Origin of the sequence: Aestuariicoccus sp. MJ-SS9 (assembly GCF_032586235.1) — a bacterium.
Lineage (GTDB): Bacteria > Pseudomonadota > Alphaproteobacteria > Rhodobacterales > Rhodobacteraceae > Aestuariicoccus.
In genome coordinates this window covers 33,886-49,592 of the sequence record NZ_JAWHTD010000008.1, presented here as the reverse complement: position 1 = coordinate 49,592, position 15,707 = coordinate 33,886, and the positions used below count along the sequence as shown (strand labels likewise).

The window sequence follows — 15,707 nt, the reverse complement described above, 5'->3', positions numbered from 1 at the left end:
TGCGTACGGTGAATGAGGAAAGGCAGGGCATGCAGGTTGGATTCGTGGGATTGGGCGCGGTGGGCGCCAAGCTGGCGGGGTCGCTTTTGCGCAATGGCGTCGCGTTGAGCGTCTTCGATCTGGACCCCGCGCCGGTCGCGGAGTTCGTGGCGCGCGGGGCGGCGGCGGGCGCGGGCGCGGCGCAGCTGATGCGCGACTGCGACGTGGTGATCACCAGCCTGCCGAGCCCGGCTGCGTCAGAGGCCGTGCTGGCCGAGATGCTGCCCGAGATGGGTCCGGGCAAGATCTGGATCGAGATGTCGACCACCGATCCCAAGGCCATCGTCGATCAGGCCGCACGGGTCGCGGCCACCGGGGCGGTGGCGATGGAATGCCCGGTGTCGGGCGGCTGCCACCGGGCGGCGACGGGCAATATCAGCATTTTTGCGGGCGGCGAGCGGGCCGGCTTCGAGACGGTGCTGCCGTTGCTCACGCTGCTGGGGCGGCGGGTGCTGCACACCGGGGCGATCGGCACGGCCTCGACGCTGAAGGTGATGACCAATTACCTTGCCAACGCCAATCTGCTGACGCTCTGCGAGGCGCTGACCACGATGAAGGCGGCGGGCATGGACATGGCCACGACCTATGAGGCGATCCGCATCTCGTCGGGAAATTCCTTCGTGCACGAGACCGAGAGCCAGCTGATCCTGTCGGGATCGCGCGACGTGGATTTCAGCATGGACCTTGTACTCAAGGACATCGGTCTTTTTCAGCAGCTGGCCGAGGATCACGGCGTGCCGCTGGAGCTGTCGCCGCAGATCATCGCGATGATGCAGGACGGGCAGCGCCGTTACGGCGCGCGGGCGCAGTCGGACCGGATGATCGAGCGGCTGGAGGAGGCCTCGGGGCAGAGCGTGCTGGCCGAGGGCTTTCCGCAGGTGCTGGTCGACGACGAGCCTGAGGAACGCGGCTATGAGGTGACTGTGTCGCGCTGAGTGCTTTCCCCGCCCGCCGTTCCGCCGTAAGAGGCGGAGGCGAGGCAATGCGAAGGGGCAAGCGGCATGAGCGACGACATCCTGGCCGAGGTTTCGGCCTCGGTCCCGCGGCGGGCGATCGGCGTGGGCACGCTGTTCGGGCTTGGCGGGCTTTTGATCTATGTGGCCATGTCCACGCCGCCGGCGCTGGTCTGGCAGCTGTTCCTCATTGCGCTGGGGCTGGCGTCGATCTGGGCCGGGCAGATGATGCTGCGGGCCACGCGGCTGACGATCCGGCTGACGCGCGAGGGGCTCTTTGACAGCGAGGGCACGGTGCTGGCGCCGATGGAGAACATCGACAGGGTCGACCGCAGCATGTTCGCCAACAAGCCGTCCAACGGGTTCATGGTGATCCTGAAGGAGCCCGCGCCGCGCGGCTGGCGGCTGGGCATGTGGTGGCGGCTGGGCCGGCGGCTGGCCATCGGCGGGGTGACGCCGGGGGCGCAGACCAAACCCATGGCCGACATCATGATGGCGATCAAGGCGGGCCACGTCTGACATCTGACCGCCGGGCGGCGGCAGGCGCGGGCGGCGTCCCGGGCCTGACCCTTGACCTCGCCGCCGGCCGGTTATCCTTTGCGGCAGGAGCGGGCGGCGGTCAGGGGGCGTTTTTGCCCTTGCCTTTGCCGGGTTCGACATTGTTGGTGCAGGCGTCCCAGTTTTCGGCATTGTTGGTGCATTCCGAACCGTCTGGTGCCGACTGGTCGTCGTTGATCCAGCCGTTGTTCTCGCCCGCGTAAAGCAATTGCGGCGCATGGCGGGGCCGGGTGAAGCTGTAGGTCACGATCTCGAACGGATCGAGCGCCACCTTGAACACCGGGTCGTAATCGTCCCAGGTTTCCACGACGCTGTCGTTATGCGCCATCATGGGCAGGCGGTCCTGGTAGTCCTTCATCATGTTGTCGGCCAGCGGCGGATAATCGCCGCGCGATTCTGACCAGACCACCTGGTACTTTGCGTTATTTTCGTTGTAGCGCACCACGGTGATCCGCAGGTCGGTTTCGTCGCCCTGGGATTTGTTCAACATGGCGGCCTCCTCCGTTCGGTTCCTGCACGAAGGCAGCGGTCGAGATGATTGCGGTGAACCCCTGGGCGTCGGATTGCAGAGCCGAGCTTATGTTTCCCGCCGGAGAGATCGCGGTGTATTTGTGGCACGCCCGCAGCATCATCATTTCGTTGTCCTTGCCGTGGGTGAATTCGCGTTGCGGGTGCACCGTCGGCGATGTGTCGAGTGGGGTCGGGGATGGTCCAGTTGCGCAGGTCGAGCTTGATCATCTCGAATCTGGAGCGTGTCCAGGCGATCCGGTCGTACGATGGCCTTTTCGCGGATCGACTGCTTGAGCGACGCGTGGTCGTAGACCGTTCCCGTCCCCAGCCGTGACTGCGGGGCCGGAATTGCGGTTTCCGCGCCGGCGCGGCGTCGAAACCCATTCGCAAGTTTACTCATCCCTTTACCTTCCACCCGGATTTCGCCGGGGTAACGCCCCACAAATGCAAATAATGCGGGGCGGGTATTGCCGGGCCGGAATGTCCAAATCGGGGTGCTTTCGAGAGAAATTAGGATAAAATTCCATTTCAATTGAGGCTATTACTGGCTTTTTCGAATGCTGAATTTCGCACGCGTCGACATAGTTCGCCTTGTGGAAAAGACGATTTCGCCGCTTCCGGGAAATTGCCGGAAAAACGGTTGGACCGGGTGGGCGACATGGTTACTCTCCCCCAAGGTCCGGTTTGGACAGACAGTTGCGGGCAACGCAGCACGCCGGAACCAAGGGAGGAAGACCATGGCCGCACCGGCGAACGAACCGACGTTCCGCGAATCCGTAGACCTCATGTTCAATCGCGCGGTGGCGCTGATGGATCTGCCCCCCGGGCTCGAGGAAAAGATACGCGTCTGCAACTCGACCTATACGGTGCGCTTCGGCGTGCGGCTGCGCGGCAAGATCCATACCTTCACCGGATACCGGTCGGTGCATTCCGAACATATGGAGCCCGTCAAGGGCGGCATCCGTTTCGCCATGTCGGTCAACCAGGACGAGGTCGAGGCGCTGGCGGCGCTGATGACCTACAAATGCGCGCTGGTCGAGGCGCCCTTCGGCGGCTCGAAGGGCGGGCTCTGCATCAATCCGCGCGACTACGACGAACACGAGATGGAACAGGTCACCCGCCGCTTTGCCTATGAGCTGGCCAAGCGCGACCTGATCAACCCCTCGCAGAACGTGCCCGCCCCGGACATGGGCACGGGCGAGCGCGAGATGGCCTGGATCGCCGACCAGTACCGCCGGATGAACACCACCGACATCAATGCAGCGGCCTGCGTGACCGGCAAGCCGATCCACGCCGGCGGCATCCAGGGCCGGACCGAGGCCACCGGGCGCGGCGTGCAATACGCGCTGCGCGAATTCTTCCGACACCCCGAGGACGTGAAGGCCAGCGGCATGACCGGCACGCTCGACGGCAAGAGGGTGATCGTGCAGGGCCTGGGCAACGTGGGCTTTCACGCGGCCAAGTTCCTGCAGGAGGAAGACGGCTGCAAGATTGTCGGGATCATCGAATACGACGGCGCGCTTTACAACGAAGACGGCATCGACGTGCAATCCGTGCGCGACTGGATCGTCAAGCACGGCGGCGTCAGCTCTTATCCCGACGCCACGCACACCGCCGAAGGGGCGGACGTGCTGGAGCACGATTGCGACATCCTGATCCCCGCGGCGCTGGAGGGGGTGATCAACTTGTCCAATGCCGCGCGCATCAAGGCCCCGCTGATCATCGAGGCCGCCAACGGTCCCATCACGGCGGGGGCGGACGACGTCCTGCGCTCTAAGGGCACGGTCATCATCCCCGACATGTACGCCAACGCGGGCGGCGTGACTGTGTCCTATTTCGAATGGGTCAAGAACCTCAGCCATATCCGCTTTGGCCGGATGCAGCGCCGCCAGGAAGAGGCGCGCCACCAGCTGGTGGTGGACGAGCTGGAGCGGCTGGACCGGTATCTGGGCGACGCGTGGTCGCTGCGCCCCGAGTTCAAGAAAAAGTACCTGCGCGGCGCCGACGAGCTGGAGCTGGTCCGCTCGGGGCTCGACGACACGATGCGCATCGCCTACCAGTCCATGCGCGAAGTCTGGCACGGCCGCGAGGACGTGACCGACCTGCGCACCGCCGCCTATCTGGTCGCCATCGAAAAGGTCGCCAAATCGTACCGGGCCAAGGGGCTTTAGCGGCCCCGACCCCGGCCAAAGGCGACGCTGCAGAAAACCCGGCCCCACGGCCGGGTTTTTTGCAACGTTTCACTATGAACCGGGCGGGGCACGCCGGGGCGCGGGATCGCTGCGCCGCGGTGATCCGCGCAACTCTTGGAAACATCTCTGAAAAGCCGAGTTTTATGCCGCGCGCTCGCCCGATTTTAGACTCCAGCGCGCCACGCCTTGCCGCCATCCTGCCACAATCCGACCCATATCATGATCACTTCACCCGGACATCTTGCCCGGCGTATGAAAGGGACAAGCATTATGGAAGCTCTGGAACGCCGTCTGGCCCGGTTCCGGTCTGACGAGAGCGGCAGTCAAACGATCGAATCCGTGATCTGGTTGCCCGTGTTTTCCATGTTTCTGGTGCTGATCATCGACGTGAGCATGGTGTTCAACAAACAATCCGAATTGCTGCGCATCGTGCAGGATGCCAACCGCGCCTATTCGACCGGGCGGCTCGCGTCCGCGGCAGAGGCCGAGAGCTTTGTCCAGGCGGCGGTGGCGAATTACACGTCCAACCCGTCGGTTACCACGACGCTGGTGAACGGGGTGATCACGACCCGGCTGGTGGTTCCGGCGACCGACCTCATGCCGATCAACAGCTTCCCGGTGTTCAAGGACAAGGACGTCGTGATCGCCACCCAGCATCTGGCAGAGTTCTGAGGAGACCCGCGATGCAGACCAAACCCCTCATCGGCCGGTTCCTGCGGGACGAGACCGGCACCTTCACCGTCCTGTCGCTCTATTTCACCGCCATCGCCATGATCGTCGGTGGGCTGGCGATAGACTATTCCAACCGCACGGCCAAGCAGACCCGCCTGCAGACGGCGGTCGACGCGGTGGGCCATGCCGCCTTGCTGACCAAGTTGCGCGGCACCGGGGACGCGCAGGCCAAGGCGCTCGAGATCGCCACCAGCAACCTGCCCGACCGGCTGCACGGTGACGCGATCCTGGCCGAAGACATCGTCTTTGGCTATTGGGACGACGACGCCGCGGAATTCGTGCCCGACCCGCACGCGCGCGACGCGGTCCAGGTGACCGCCCGCCGCAATGTGGCGCGCGACAACATCGTGACCAACCTCATGCTGCAGGCCATCGGCTATGACGGCTTCGAGGTCGAGACCGACACCGTCTTCGACCTGTGGGAGCCGCCCTGCTTTCTCAATGGGTTCATGGCCGACCAAAGCGTCGACATTCAGGGCAACAACCAGTTCGGCCCGTATTTCTGCCTGCACGGCAACACCCACGTCAAGCTGAGCTCGAACAACGGGTTCGACCCCGGCGCCATCGTGTCGATGCCGATCCCCGAGGATCTGCAACTGCCCAGCTCTGGTTTCGACAGCAACGCCGATCTGGCCGAGGCGCTGCGGTATTCCTATTACCCGTTCAACATCCTCAACCGGCTGGATGACATCGTGGCCGAGCTTCTGAGCGGTGGCGAGGCGCTGCCGGACTACATCGTCGGCCTTGGCCCCATCGCGCTTTCGGGCAACAAGCTGGCGCCGGAGGATTTCGAAACCGGCCGCATTCACACGATGCTCAATTGCAGCGGAAACCAGCAGGTCACCCTGGATCCGGGACTTTTCAGCGGTTTCGTCTTCGTGACCAATTGCAAGGTCAAGTTCAATCAGGGCGTCGCTCTCGAGGATGTGGTGATCGCCACCACCAACGACGATCCCAAGTCGTTCAACTCGCCCTCCGGCCTGACGCTGGGCCGCCCGGACGATTGCGCGCCGGGCGGCGGGGTCGCGCTGCTGACCTACGGCGGGTTCGAAGTGGCCTCGGATCTCAAGGTCCACGGCAGTCAGGTCGTGGCGCGCGGCTCGATCACCTTCAGCGCGCAGGCGCAGGGCATCCAGGGCGTGTCGATGATCGCCGGTGGCAATATCGACAGCACCTCGAATATCGACATGAACGGCTGCCCGCCCGAAGGCATGGACCCGGTCACGCTGGAACGCGTGGTGCGGATGGTGCGCTGAGCGCCCACAAGGTCAGTCCGCGTCATGCTCTGTCGCGGACTGACCTGCCGGTGTCGAAAACCGCAAGCCTCGCGGCTTTGGGCTTGCTACCACCGAAGGGGCGGTCTCTGATGGCCGCGCATACCGGTGGAGAGGTCATATGCGGTTTTCAGGCCTGCGCGTCCTGCGCGAGGGATTGACCGGCAACAAGGGATGGACGCCGCATTGGCGCGACCCCGCTCCGAAGGACGAATACGACATCGTCATCATCGGCGGCGGCGGGCATGGGTTGTCGACCGCCTATTACCTCGCGCGCGAACACGGGCTGACCAATGTCGCGGTGCTGGAGAAAGGCTATCTCGGCGGTGGCAATGTGGGGCGCAACACCACCATCGTGCGCGCCAATTACTTCCTGCCCGGCAATTCGGAATTCTATTCGCACTCGCTCAGGCTCTGGGAGGGGCTGGAGGCCGAGCTGAACTACAACGTGATGCATTCGCAGCGCGGGCTGATCAACCTCTTCCACTCCGACGGCCAGCGCGACGCCTTCGCGCGGCGCGGCAATGCGATGATCAATCAGGGCGACGACGCGATCCTGCTGGACCGCGCAGGGGTGCGCCGGCATCTGCCGTATCTGGATTTCGACAATGTGCGGTTTCCGATCTACGGCGGGCTGCTGCACCCGCGCGGCGGCACCGCCCGGCACGACGCGGTGGCCTGGGGATACGCGCGCGGCGCCGACCGGCGCGGCGTCGATCTGATCCAGAATTGCGAGGTCACCGGCATCGACATCTCGGGCGGCCGCGTGACCGGCGTGCAGACCACGCGCGGCGCGATCCGCGCCAAGAAGGTGGGCATCGTGGTGGCGGGACGCTCGGGTCAGGTGGCGGCGATGGCGGGGATGCGGCTGCCGATCGAAAGCCACATCCTGCAGGCCTTCGTGACCGAGGGGCTCAAGCCGGTGATCGACCACGTGGTCAGCTTTGGCATGGGCCATTTCTATATCAGCCAGTCCGACAAGGGCGGGCTGGTCTTCGGTGGCGATCTGGATTTCTACGCGTCCTATGCGCAGCGCGGCAATCTGCCGATGAAAGAGCACGTGATGGACGCCGCGATGACGCTGATGCCGATGATCGGCAAGGCGCGGGTGCTGCGCAGCTGGGGCGGGATCATGGACATGACGCCCGACGGCTCGCCCATCATCGACAAGACGCCGGTCGAGGGGCTCTATATCGACTGCGGCTGGTGTTACGGCGGGTTCAAGGCGGTGCCGGGCAGCGGGTTCTCTTTCGCGCATCTGATCGCGCAAGACCGGCATCACGCCCCCGCCGCGCGCTTCCGGCTGGACCGCTTCGCGACGGGGCGCGGGCTGATGGACGAGGAGGGGACCGGTGCGCAGCACAACCTGCACTAGGCGCCCCGGGCGGGCCGTGGATTTGAGTATTTTTGCCAAGAAGAAGCAGGGGGACGGGCCCTTGTTTCAGAGGGGGACGCGATGAGGATACCTTGCCCCATTTGCGGCGAGCGCGACCGGCGCGAGTTTTATTACCAGGGGGCCGCGTCGATGCTGGAGCGCCCCGCGCCCGGGGCCGGGGCGGCGGTGTGGGATGGTTTTTTGCACCTGCGCGACAACCCGGCGGGCGAGACGCGGGACCTTTGGTATCATGAGGCGGGCTGCGGGGCCTGGCTGGTGGTGACGCGCGATACGGTGACCCATGCGGTCCAGGGGGCGGAGCTGGTCGATGCGGGTTGAGGGCAGAGGCTGGGCGCTGGGCGACGAGCCGCTGCGCTTTCAGTGGGACGGGCGCTGGATGGGCGGTCGGCAGGGCGACACGCTGGCCAGCGCGCTGATGGCCGCCGACGTGCGGCTGATGGGGCGGTCGTTCAAGTACCACCGTCCGCGCGGCGTGCTGACCGCCGGGTCGGAAGAGCCCAACGCGCTGGTGACCGTCGGGCAGGGCGCGGGGTTGGAGCCGAATGTGCGCGCCACCACGCAAGAGCTGTTCGACGGGCTGGTGGCGCAGAGCCAGAACCGCTGGCCGTTGCTGGAGTGGGATCTGCTGAGCCTCAATGACCTGGCCGCGCCGTTTCTGTCGGCGGGGTTCTATTACAAGACCTTCATGTGGCCGCGCGCCTTTTGGGAGCGGGTCTATGAGCCGTTCATCCGCCGCGCCGCGGGGCTGGGGGCGCTCAGCGGGCGTCATAACGAGGATGCCTACGAAAAGGCCTTTGCCTTTTGCGACGTGCTGGTGATCGGCGGCGGACCCGCGGGGCTGATGGCCGCGCAGACGGCGGCGCGCGCCGGGGCGGATGTGATTTTGTGCTGCGAAGACAACGCGTTCGGCGGGCGTCTTCTGGCAGAGGATGAAGTCGTGGAGGACCGGCCCGGGCGCGACTGGGCGGCGGAGATGGCTGCGGATTTGGCGCAGATGGACAACGTCCGGCTGATGCCGCGCACCACGGTCACGGGGGCCTACGATCAGGGCACCTATGGCGCGCTCGAGCGGGTGGGCCACCATCTGCCGCGCCGCGACGGGCTGCCGCGCGAGTGTTTCTGGCGGATCGTGGCGCGGCGTGCGGTGCTTTGCGCCGGGGCGCTGGAGCGTCCGGTGGCGTTTCGCGACAACGATCGGCCGGGGATCCTGACGGCGGGGGCGCTGCGCGCCTATCTCAACCGCTGGGGCACGGTGCCGGGGCGGTCGGTGGCGGTTTTCGGCAACAACGACGATGCGCATCGCACCGCGCGCGATCTCATTGCGGCGGGGGTGCATGTGGCGGCGGTTATCGACAGCCGTCACGACGCCGCGCCGCAGGTGGACGCGCCGGTCTATACCGGCGCAGTGGTGTCGCGTGCCCATGGCGGGCGGCACGGGGTGGATGCGATCACCCTCCGTCACGGCGATGGCCGGGAAGAGCGGATCGCGGTGTCGTGCCTGGCGATGTCGGGGGGGTGGAACCCGTCTGTGCACTTGATGTGTCACATGAACGGACGCCCGCAATGGTCTGAGGATATTGCTGCTTTCGTGTCTACGCCCGGTATGGTGCCCGGCATGGCTGCGGCCGGGGCGGCGGCGGGTGTCTTTGACACGGGCGGCTGTCTGCGCAGCGGCGCCGAGGCCGGGTTGCAGGCGGCGACGGACCTTGGTTTCCGGGGCGATCTGCCGAAACTGCCCGAGGCCGAGGATACCCCCTACCGGATGCAGCAGCTTTGGGCGGTGCCGGGCAAGGGGCGCGCCTGGCTCGATTTCCAGAACGACGTGACGGTCAAGGACGTGGCACAGGCGGCGGTCGAGAACTTTCGCTCGGTCGAGCATATGAAGCGCTATACCACCCAGGGAATGGCGACCGATCAGGGCAAGAATTCCAACGTCGCGGCGCTGGCGGTGCTGGCGGATGTCACCGGGCGGACGATCCCCGAGACCGGAACAACGACCTTCCGCCCGCCCTATACCCCCGTCAGCATCGCGGCGATGGGCGCGGGCAGCCAGGGCGCGGGCTTTGCGCCGCAGCGCTTTACCACCAGCCATGAGGCCAGCGTCGAGATGGGCGCGCCGATGATCGAGGCGGGGCTGTGGTACCGGCCCAGCTATTTCCCGCGCGAGGGCGAGCATGACTGGCGGCAAGCCTGCGACCGCGAGGTCGGGATGGTGCGGCAGGCGGTGGGGGTCTGCGATGTCTCGACCCTTGGCAAGATCGACCTGCAAGGCCCTGATGTCGGGCGGTTTCTCGATTTCGTCTACACCAACACTTTCAGTACGCTGAAGCCGGGGCGCGTGCGGTACGGGCTGATGCTGCGCGAGGACGGGCACGTCATGGACGACGGCACCACCGCGCGGTTGTCAGAGAGCCAGTGGGTGATGACCACGACCACCGCCGCAGCGGGGCCGGTGATGCGGCATCTGGACTGGGTGCATCAGGCATATTGCCGCGACATGGACCTGCGGTTCATCTCGGTGACCGAGCAATGGGCGCAATTCGCCGTCGCCGGGCCAAAGTCGCGCGAGCTGCTGAACGGGCTGTTGGATGCACCGATCGACAACGATGGCTGGTCGTTCATGGCCTGCGGGGCGGTGTCGGTGCTGGGGGTCGCGGGGCGGCTCTTCCGGATATCGTTCTCGGGCGAACATGCCTACGAGATCGCGGTGCCCAGCCGCTATGGCGCGGCGCTCTTTCGCGCGCTGGTGGCGCGGGCCGAGGCGATGGGGGGCGGGGCTTACGGGATGGAGGCGCTGAACGTGCTGCGCATCGAGAAGGGGCATATCACGCATTCGGAAATCCACGGGCGCACCACGGCGCATGACATCGGCATGGGGCGGATGATCTCGGCCAAAAAGGACTGCATCGGCAAGGTCATGGCGGCGCGGCCCGGTCTGGTCGAGGACCGCGAAGAGCTGGTGGGGCTGCGGCCCGTTGAGGCCGCAGGGCGACTGACGGCGGGCGCGCATCTCTTTGCGCCGGGGATGGATGCGGTGCGCGAGAATGACGAGGGCTATGTCACCAGCGTCGGCCATTCGCCGACGCTGGGCGAGATGCGGGGGCTGGCGTTCCTCAGCGGCGGACGGATCCGGCATGGGCAGAAGATCAGGCTGGTGGATCACCTGCGGGGTGTCGAGACGCTTTGCGAGGTGACCGACCCGGTGGCCTTCGATGCTGAGGGAGGGCGCGTGCGTGGCTGAATTGCAGGCTTTGACCCCTTGCGCCGGGCTGCTTCCGGTGACCCGGGGGGCGGTGTCGCTGAGCGAGGTCGATGTGGGCGCGATCACCTCGGTCGCGCCGTTCCGGGGGCGGGAGGCGGCGCTGTCTGCGGCGCTGGAGGCGGCGCATGGCATGGCCTTTCCGGCGCCCAACCGCGCGACGGGGCGCGCGGGCGCAAGGGCGGTCTGGTTCGGGGCGGGGCAGGCGATGCTGCTGGGGCCCGCGCCGGAGGCGGCCTTGGCGGAACATGCCGCGCTGACGGATCAGTCGGACGGCTGGGCGGTGGTGCGGATCGAGGGCGCAGGCGTCGAGGCGGTGCTGGCGCGGCTGGTGCCCGTCGATCTGCGCGGCGGGGTCTTCAGGCGCGGGCACACGGCGCGCACGATGCTGGGGCATATGAACGTGTCGATCACCCGCGTGGGGGCGGAGGCGTTCCAGATCATGGCCTTCCGGTCGATGGCGCGCACACTGGTCCACGATCTGACGACCGCCATGGCGCAGGTCGCCGCGCGGGGGGAGGCCGGGTGAGCCGGAGGCCTGGCCGGACCGGGGGCCCATAGCTTCGGCGGTCGGGCAAAACGGCGGACCGATCCAAAGGAGCGCGGCAAGGCCGCGCGCCGGATGTCTCGGCCCCTGCCTTTGGCCGGGGCCTCGGGCCGCCCGGTGGCCAGGGTGGCGCGGCAGGGGTCGGCTGGACTCTGGGGACGGTTGCGCCGATATTGAGGGCATGAGTCTGCCCCCGGGATTTCTGGATGAACTGCGCACCCGCACCAGCCTGAGCCAGGTGGTGGGCCGCAAGGTCATGTGGGATGCGCGCAAGTCCAACCAGGGCAAGGGCGACATGTGGGCGCCGTGCCCCTTCCACCAGGAAAAATCAGCGTCTTTTCATGTGGATGACCGCAAGGGCTTTTATTACTGCTTTGGCTGCCATGCCAAGGGCGACGCGATTTCCTTTGTCCGCGAGACAGAGAATGTCGGCTTCATGGAGGCGGTGGAGATTCTGGCGGGCGAGGCGGGCATGCCCATGCCCGCGCGCGACCCCAAGGCGCAGGAGAAGGCCGACCGGCGCACCCAGATGGCCGAGGTCATGGAGCAGGCGCTGCAATTCTACCGGCTGCAGCTGAAGACCGGGGCGGCGGGCGCAGCGCGCGCCTATCTCGACCGGCGCGGGCTGGGGGCCGGGACGCTCGACCGGTTCGAGATCGGTTTTGCGCCCGAGGGCTGGCAGACGCTCTGGGATCACCTGCGCGGCAAGGGCGTGGCCGAGGATCTGATCCTTGGCGCGGGGCTGGCCAAGCCGTCGTCGAAGGGCGGCAAGCCTTATGACGTCTTCCGCAACCGCATCCTCTTTCCGATCCGCGACGCACGCGGGCGGGCCATTGCCTTTGGCGGGCGGGCGATGGACCCGAACGACAACGCCAAATACCTCAACTCGCCCGAGACCGAGCTGTTCGACAAGGGGCGCAACCTTTATAACCTCGGCCCCGCGCGCGAGGCGGCGGGCAAGGGCCAGCCGCTGATCGTGGCCGAGGGCTATATGGATGTGATCGCGCTGGTGGAGGCGGGGTTCGGCGGGGCGGTGGCGCCGCTGGGAACGGCGGTGACCGAAACCCAGCTGCAGCTGATGTGGCGGCTGTCGGACGAGCCGCTGATCGCGCTCGACGGCGACACGGCGGGGCTGCGCGCCGCCTTCCGGGTGATCGACCTGGCGCTGCCGCTGCTGGAGGCGGGGAAATCCCTGCGCTTCGCGCTGATGCCCGAGGGCAAGGACCCCGACGATCTGATCCGCGCCGAAGGCGCGGGCGCGGTGCAGAAGGTGCTGGATGCGGCGCTGCCCATGGTGCAGCTGATGTGGCGGCAGGAAACCGAGGGCCGGGTCTTTGACAGCCCCGAGCGCAAGGCGGCGCTGGATCGCAGCTTGCGCGAGCGGATCAAGCGCATTCAGGATCCGTCGCTGCGCCATCACTATGGCGAAGAGATCAAGGAACTGCGCTGGCAGCTCTTCCGCCCGCAGCGCGGCGGGGCCCGTACCGGGGCACAGCGCCGCTGGGGCGCGAACGCGCCCGCAGTGCCGGTGGCCAGCACGCGCGCCTCGCTTCTGGCGGCGGCCGGGGACGAGGCGCAGTCGCATCTGCGCGTGGCGGTGATCCTTGCGGCGGTCTTGTCGGCGCCCGAAATCGTCGAGGAATTCGAGACCGATCTCGCCCAGATGGCCTGCGCCGATCCGACCCATGCGCGGCTGCGCGACTGCCTGATCCACAACGTGGGCCGGGACGCCGACACGGTCGAAGAGGCCGCCCATGCCGCCATCGGCGCGGAGGCCCTTGAAACCTTGCGCGGGGCGGCCCATGTGGCCCTGACACCCTGCGTCCGTCAGCCCGGCAACGCCGAGCTGGCGCGTATGACCGTGGCCGAGGAACTGGCCAAGCTGGCGGCGCAGGCCGGTCTTGCCGCCGAGATCGCCGAAGCCGAGGAAGACCTCGGCGCGCTGGCCGACGAGGCCGTGACCTGGCGGCTGGCGCAGGCGGCGCAGGCCCGCAACCGGGCCGTGCGCAGCCAGCGCGAGGACACGGCGGAATACGACACCGGGCCCAACGGGGCGCGGATCGACCGCGACGAACGCAGCGCCTTTGCCGCGCTGATGCAGACCATCCGCTTTGATAAACCGGGTCGCGGATAGCGCACCGGCTTGTTAAAGCGCAAAGAAATTGGGGATATGGGTGGCCGAATCACCCAGAAGCGCTAATGATTCGTATATACGAATCACCAACGCGCCCCGCCCGATGAAGGAGCCGTCCATGGCCGCAAAAGACAACGACGACGCCAAGACCGAAGATCGCGACGAGGAGGTCAGCCTGGATATGAGCCAGACGGCCGTCAAGAAGATGATCGCCGAGGCGCGCGAACGCGGCTACATCACCTACGACCAGCTCAACGAGGTTCTGCCGCCCGATCAGGTCAGCTCGGACCAGATCGAGGACGTGATGTCGATGCTGTCGGAAATGGGCATCCAGGTCACCGAAGACGACGAAGAGGCCGAGGAGGAAGAGCAGAAAGGCTCGACCGAACTGGTGGATGCCTCGCAGGGCAAAGAGGTGGCGCTGTCCTCGGGCACGTCCGAAAAGCTGGATCGCACCGACGACCCTGTGCGCATGTACCTGCGCGAGATGGGCAGCGTCGAGCTGCTGAGCCGCGAAGGCGAGATCGCCATCGCCAAGCGCATCGAGGCCGGCCGCAACACAATGATCGCGGGGCTTTGTGAAAGCCCGCTGACGTTTCAGGCCATCACTATCTGGCGCGAGGAACTCTTGTCCGAAGAGATCCTGCTGCGCGACGTGATCGACCTGGAAACCACCTTTGGCAACCAGATGGGCGAGGATGGAGAGGTCACCGAACCGGTGGTCGACACCTCGAATGTCGAGACCGCCAAGTCCAGCAAGACCGACGACCAGCCCGAGCTCGACGCCGACGGAAACCCGATCAGCAAGGATGACGACGACGACGAGGACGAACAGGCCAACATGAGCCTGGCTGCCATGGAAACCGCGCTGAAACCGCGGGTCCTGGAAACGCTCGACACCATCGCGCGCGATTACGAAGAGCTGTCCGAGATGCAGGACAGCCGCATCTCGGCCACGCTGAACGAGGACGGGTCGTTCAGCAGCGGCGACGAGGAACGCTATCAGAAGCTGCGCGGCGAGATTGTCGAACTGGTCAACGAGCTGCACCTGCACAACAACCGGATCGAGGCGCTGATCGACCAGCTTTACGGCATCAACAAGCGCATCATGTCCATCGACAGCGCCATGGTAAAGCTGGCCGACCAGGCCCGCATCAACCGGCGCGAATTCATCGACGAATACCGCGGCCGCGAGCTCGATCCCAACTGGATGGAGCGGATGGCCGCGAAGCAGGGCCGCGGCTGGCAGATGTTCATCGAACGCTCGTCCGACAAGGTCGAGGAACTGCGCGCGGACATGGCGCAGGTCGGCCAGTACGTCGGTCTCGACATCAGCGAATTCCGCCGCATCGTGCAGCAGGTCCAGAAGGGCGAGAAAGAGGCGCGTCAGGCCAAGAAGGAAATGGTCGAGGCCAACCTGCGTCTGGTGATCTCGATCGCCAAGAAATACACGAACCGCGGCCTGCAATTCCTTGATCTCATTCAGGAAGGCAACATCGGCCTGATGAAGGCCGTGGACAAGTTCGAGTACCGCCGGGGCTACAAGTTCAGCACCTACGCCACCTGGTGGATCCGTCAGGCGATCACGCGCAGCATCGCGGATCAGGCCCGCACGATCCGCATCCCCGTGCACATGATCGAGACGATCAACAAGCTGGTGCGCACAGGCCGCCAGATGCTGCACGAGATCGGCCGCGAACCGACGCCGGAAGAGCTGGCCGAAAAGCTGCAGATGCCGCTCGAGAAGGTCCGCAAGGTGATGAAGATCGCCAAGGAACCGATCAGCCTCGAGACGCCCATCGGCGACGAGGAAGACAGCCAGCTGGGCGATTTCATCGAAGACAAGAACGCGGTTCTTCCCCTCGACAGCGCAATCCAGGAGAACCTCAAGGAAACCACGACGCGGGTATTGTCGTCCCTCACCCCGCGCGAGGAACGGGTTCTGCGGATGCGCTTTGGCATCGGCATGAACACCGACCACACGCTTGAGGAAGTGGGCCAGCAGTTCAGCGTGACCCGCGAACGCATCCGCCAGATCGAGGCCAAGGCCCTGCGCAAGCTCAAGCACCCCTCGCGCTCGCGCAAGCTGCGGTCGTTCCTGGATCAGTAGGGG

General features: G+C 66.1%; 12 protein-coding genes. 11 read left to right on the top strand and 1 reads right to left on the bottom strand.

The features are described from left to right. Window positions 1-8 precede the first annotated feature (8 nt). Both RXV88_RS08115 and RXV88_RS08110 read left to right on the top strand, forming a co-directional pair. Window positions 9-974: an NAD(P)-dependent oxidoreductase gene (locus RXV88_RS08115; RefSeq protein ID WP_316291995.1), complete on the top strand. Its 966-nt coding sequence runs from the start codon at window positions 9-11 to the stop codon at window positions 972-974. 66 nt (window positions 975-1,040) lie between these two features. Then, window positions 1,041-1,511, top strand: coding sequence for a hypothetical protein (locus RXV88_RS08110; RefSeq protein WP_316291838.1), 471 nt, complete (start codon window positions 1,041-1,043; stop codon window positions 1,509-1,511). Window positions 1,512-1,611: 100 nt separating this feature from the next. Here the strand turns inward: RXV88_RS08110 and RXV88_RS08105 are convergent, their stop codons facing one another. After that, window positions 1,612-2,040, bottom strand: a complete 429-nt coding sequence (locus RXV88_RS08105; RefSeq protein ID WP_316291836.1) for a hypothetical protein — start codon at window positions 2,038-2,040, stop codon at window positions 1,612-1,614. A gap of 757 nt (window positions 2,041-2,797) precedes the next feature. Here RXV88_RS08105 and RXV88_RS08100 point away from each other — a divergent pair. From RXV88_RS08100 to rpoD, 9 genes are all read left to right on the top strand, one after another. Beyond that, on the top strand, window positions 2,798-4,231 hold the full coding sequence (locus RXV88_RS08100) for a Glu/Leu/Phe/Val dehydrogenase (RefSeq protein WP_316291835.1): 1,434 nt from the start codon (window positions 2,798-2,800) through the stop codon (window positions 4,229-4,231). Window positions 4,232-4,522: 291 nt separating this feature from the next. Continuing rightward, window positions 4,523-4,924: a TadE/TadG family type IV pilus assembly protein gene (locus RXV88_RS08095; protein ID WP_316291832.1), complete on the top strand. Its 402-nt coding sequence runs from the start codon at window positions 4,523-4,525 to the stop codon at window positions 4,922-4,924. A gap of 11 nt (window positions 4,925-4,935) precedes the next feature. Further along, a complete protein-coding gene (locus RXV88_RS08090) occupies window positions 4,936-6,240 on the top strand; it encodes a pilus assembly protein TadG-related protein (protein WP_316291829.1) in 1,305 nt (434 codons plus the stop codon). Window positions 6,241-6,379: 139 nt separating this feature from the next. Then, on the top strand, window positions 6,380-7,633 hold the full coding sequence (locus RXV88_RS08085) for a sarcosine oxidase subunit beta family protein (RefSeq protein ID WP_316291827.1): 1,254 nt from the start codon (window positions 6,380-6,382) through the stop codon (window positions 7,631-7,633). Between the two features lie 81 nt (window positions 7,634-7,714). Next, a complete protein-coding gene (locus RXV88_RS08080; protein ID WP_316291824.1) occupies window positions 7,715-7,972 on the top strand; it encodes a sarcosine oxidase subunit delta in 258 nt (85 codons plus the stop codon). Next, window positions 7,962-10,895: a sarcosine oxidase subunit alpha family protein gene (locus RXV88_RS08075; RefSeq protein WP_316291823.1), complete on the top strand. Its 2,934-nt coding sequence runs from the start codon at window positions 7,962-7,964 to the stop codon at window positions 10,893-10,895. The genes RXV88_RS08080 and RXV88_RS08075 overlap by 11 nt, the downstream gene beginning before the upstream one ends. Continuing rightward, window positions 10,888-11,442, top strand: a complete 555-nt coding sequence (locus tag RXV88_RS08070) for a sarcosine oxidase subunit gamma (RefSeq protein WP_316291822.1) — start codon at window positions 10,888-10,890, stop codon at window positions 11,440-11,442. The genes RXV88_RS08075 and RXV88_RS08070 overlap by 8 nt, the downstream gene beginning before the upstream one ends. A gap of 199 nt (window positions 11,443-11,641) precedes the next feature. Continuing rightward, window positions 11,642-13,594 carry a DNA primase gene (gene dnaG, locus RXV88_RS08065; protein ID WP_316291820.1) on the top strand — a complete coding sequence of 651 codons (1,953 nt, stop codon included), beginning with the start codon at window positions 11,642-11,644 and terminating at the stop codon, window positions 13,592-13,594. A gap of 118 nt (window positions 13,595-13,712) precedes the next feature. Further along, window positions 13,713-15,704 (top strand): RNA polymerase sigma factor RpoD, encoded by a 1,992-nt coding sequence (gene rpoD, locus RXV88_RS08060; protein WP_316291818.1) that lies wholly within the window; start codon window positions 13,713-13,715, stop codon window positions 15,702-15,704. The last annotated feature ends 3 nt before the right edge of the window (window positions 15,705-15,707 follow it).

Coding starts and splice junctions, on each gene's coding strand:
- RXV88_RS08105 (WP_316291836.1), bottom strand. CDS start 2,040: ATGTTGAACAAATCCCAGGGCGACGAAACCGACCTGCGGATCACCGTG.
- RXV88_RS08080 (WP_316291824.1), top strand. CDS start 7,715: ATGAGGATACCTTGCCCCATTTGCGGCGAGCGCGACCGGCGCGAGTTT.
- RXV88_RS08090 (WP_316291829.1), top strand. CDS start 4,936: ATGCAGACCAAACCCCTCATCGGCCGGTTCCTGCGGGACGAGACCGGC.
- dnaG (WP_316291820.1), top strand. CDS start 11,642: ATGAGTCTGCCCCCGGGATTTCTGGATGAACTGCGCACCCGCACCAGC.
- RXV88_RS08085 (WP_316291827.1), top strand. CDS start 6,380: ATGCGGTTTTCAGGCCTGCGCGTCCTGCGCGAGGGATTGACCGGCAAC.
- RXV88_RS08075 (WP_316291823.1), top strand. CDS start 7,962: ATGCGGGTTGAGGGCAGAGGCTGGGCGCTGGGCGACGAGCCGCTGCGC.
- RXV88_RS08095 (WP_316291832.1), top strand. CDS start 4,523: ATGGAAGCTCTGGAACGCCGTCTGGCCCGGTTCCGGTCTGACGAGAGC.
- RXV88_RS08110 (WP_316291838.1), top strand. CDS start 1,041: ATGAGCGACGACATCCTGGCCGAGGTTTCGGCCTCGGTCCCGCGGCGG.
- RXV88_RS08100 (WP_316291835.1), top strand. CDS start 2,798: ATGGCCGCACCGGCGAACGAACCGACGTTCCGCGAATCCGTAGACCTC.
- rpoD (WP_316291818.1), top strand. CDS start 13,713: ATGGCCGCAAAAGACAACGACGACGCCAAGACCGAAGATCGCGACGAG.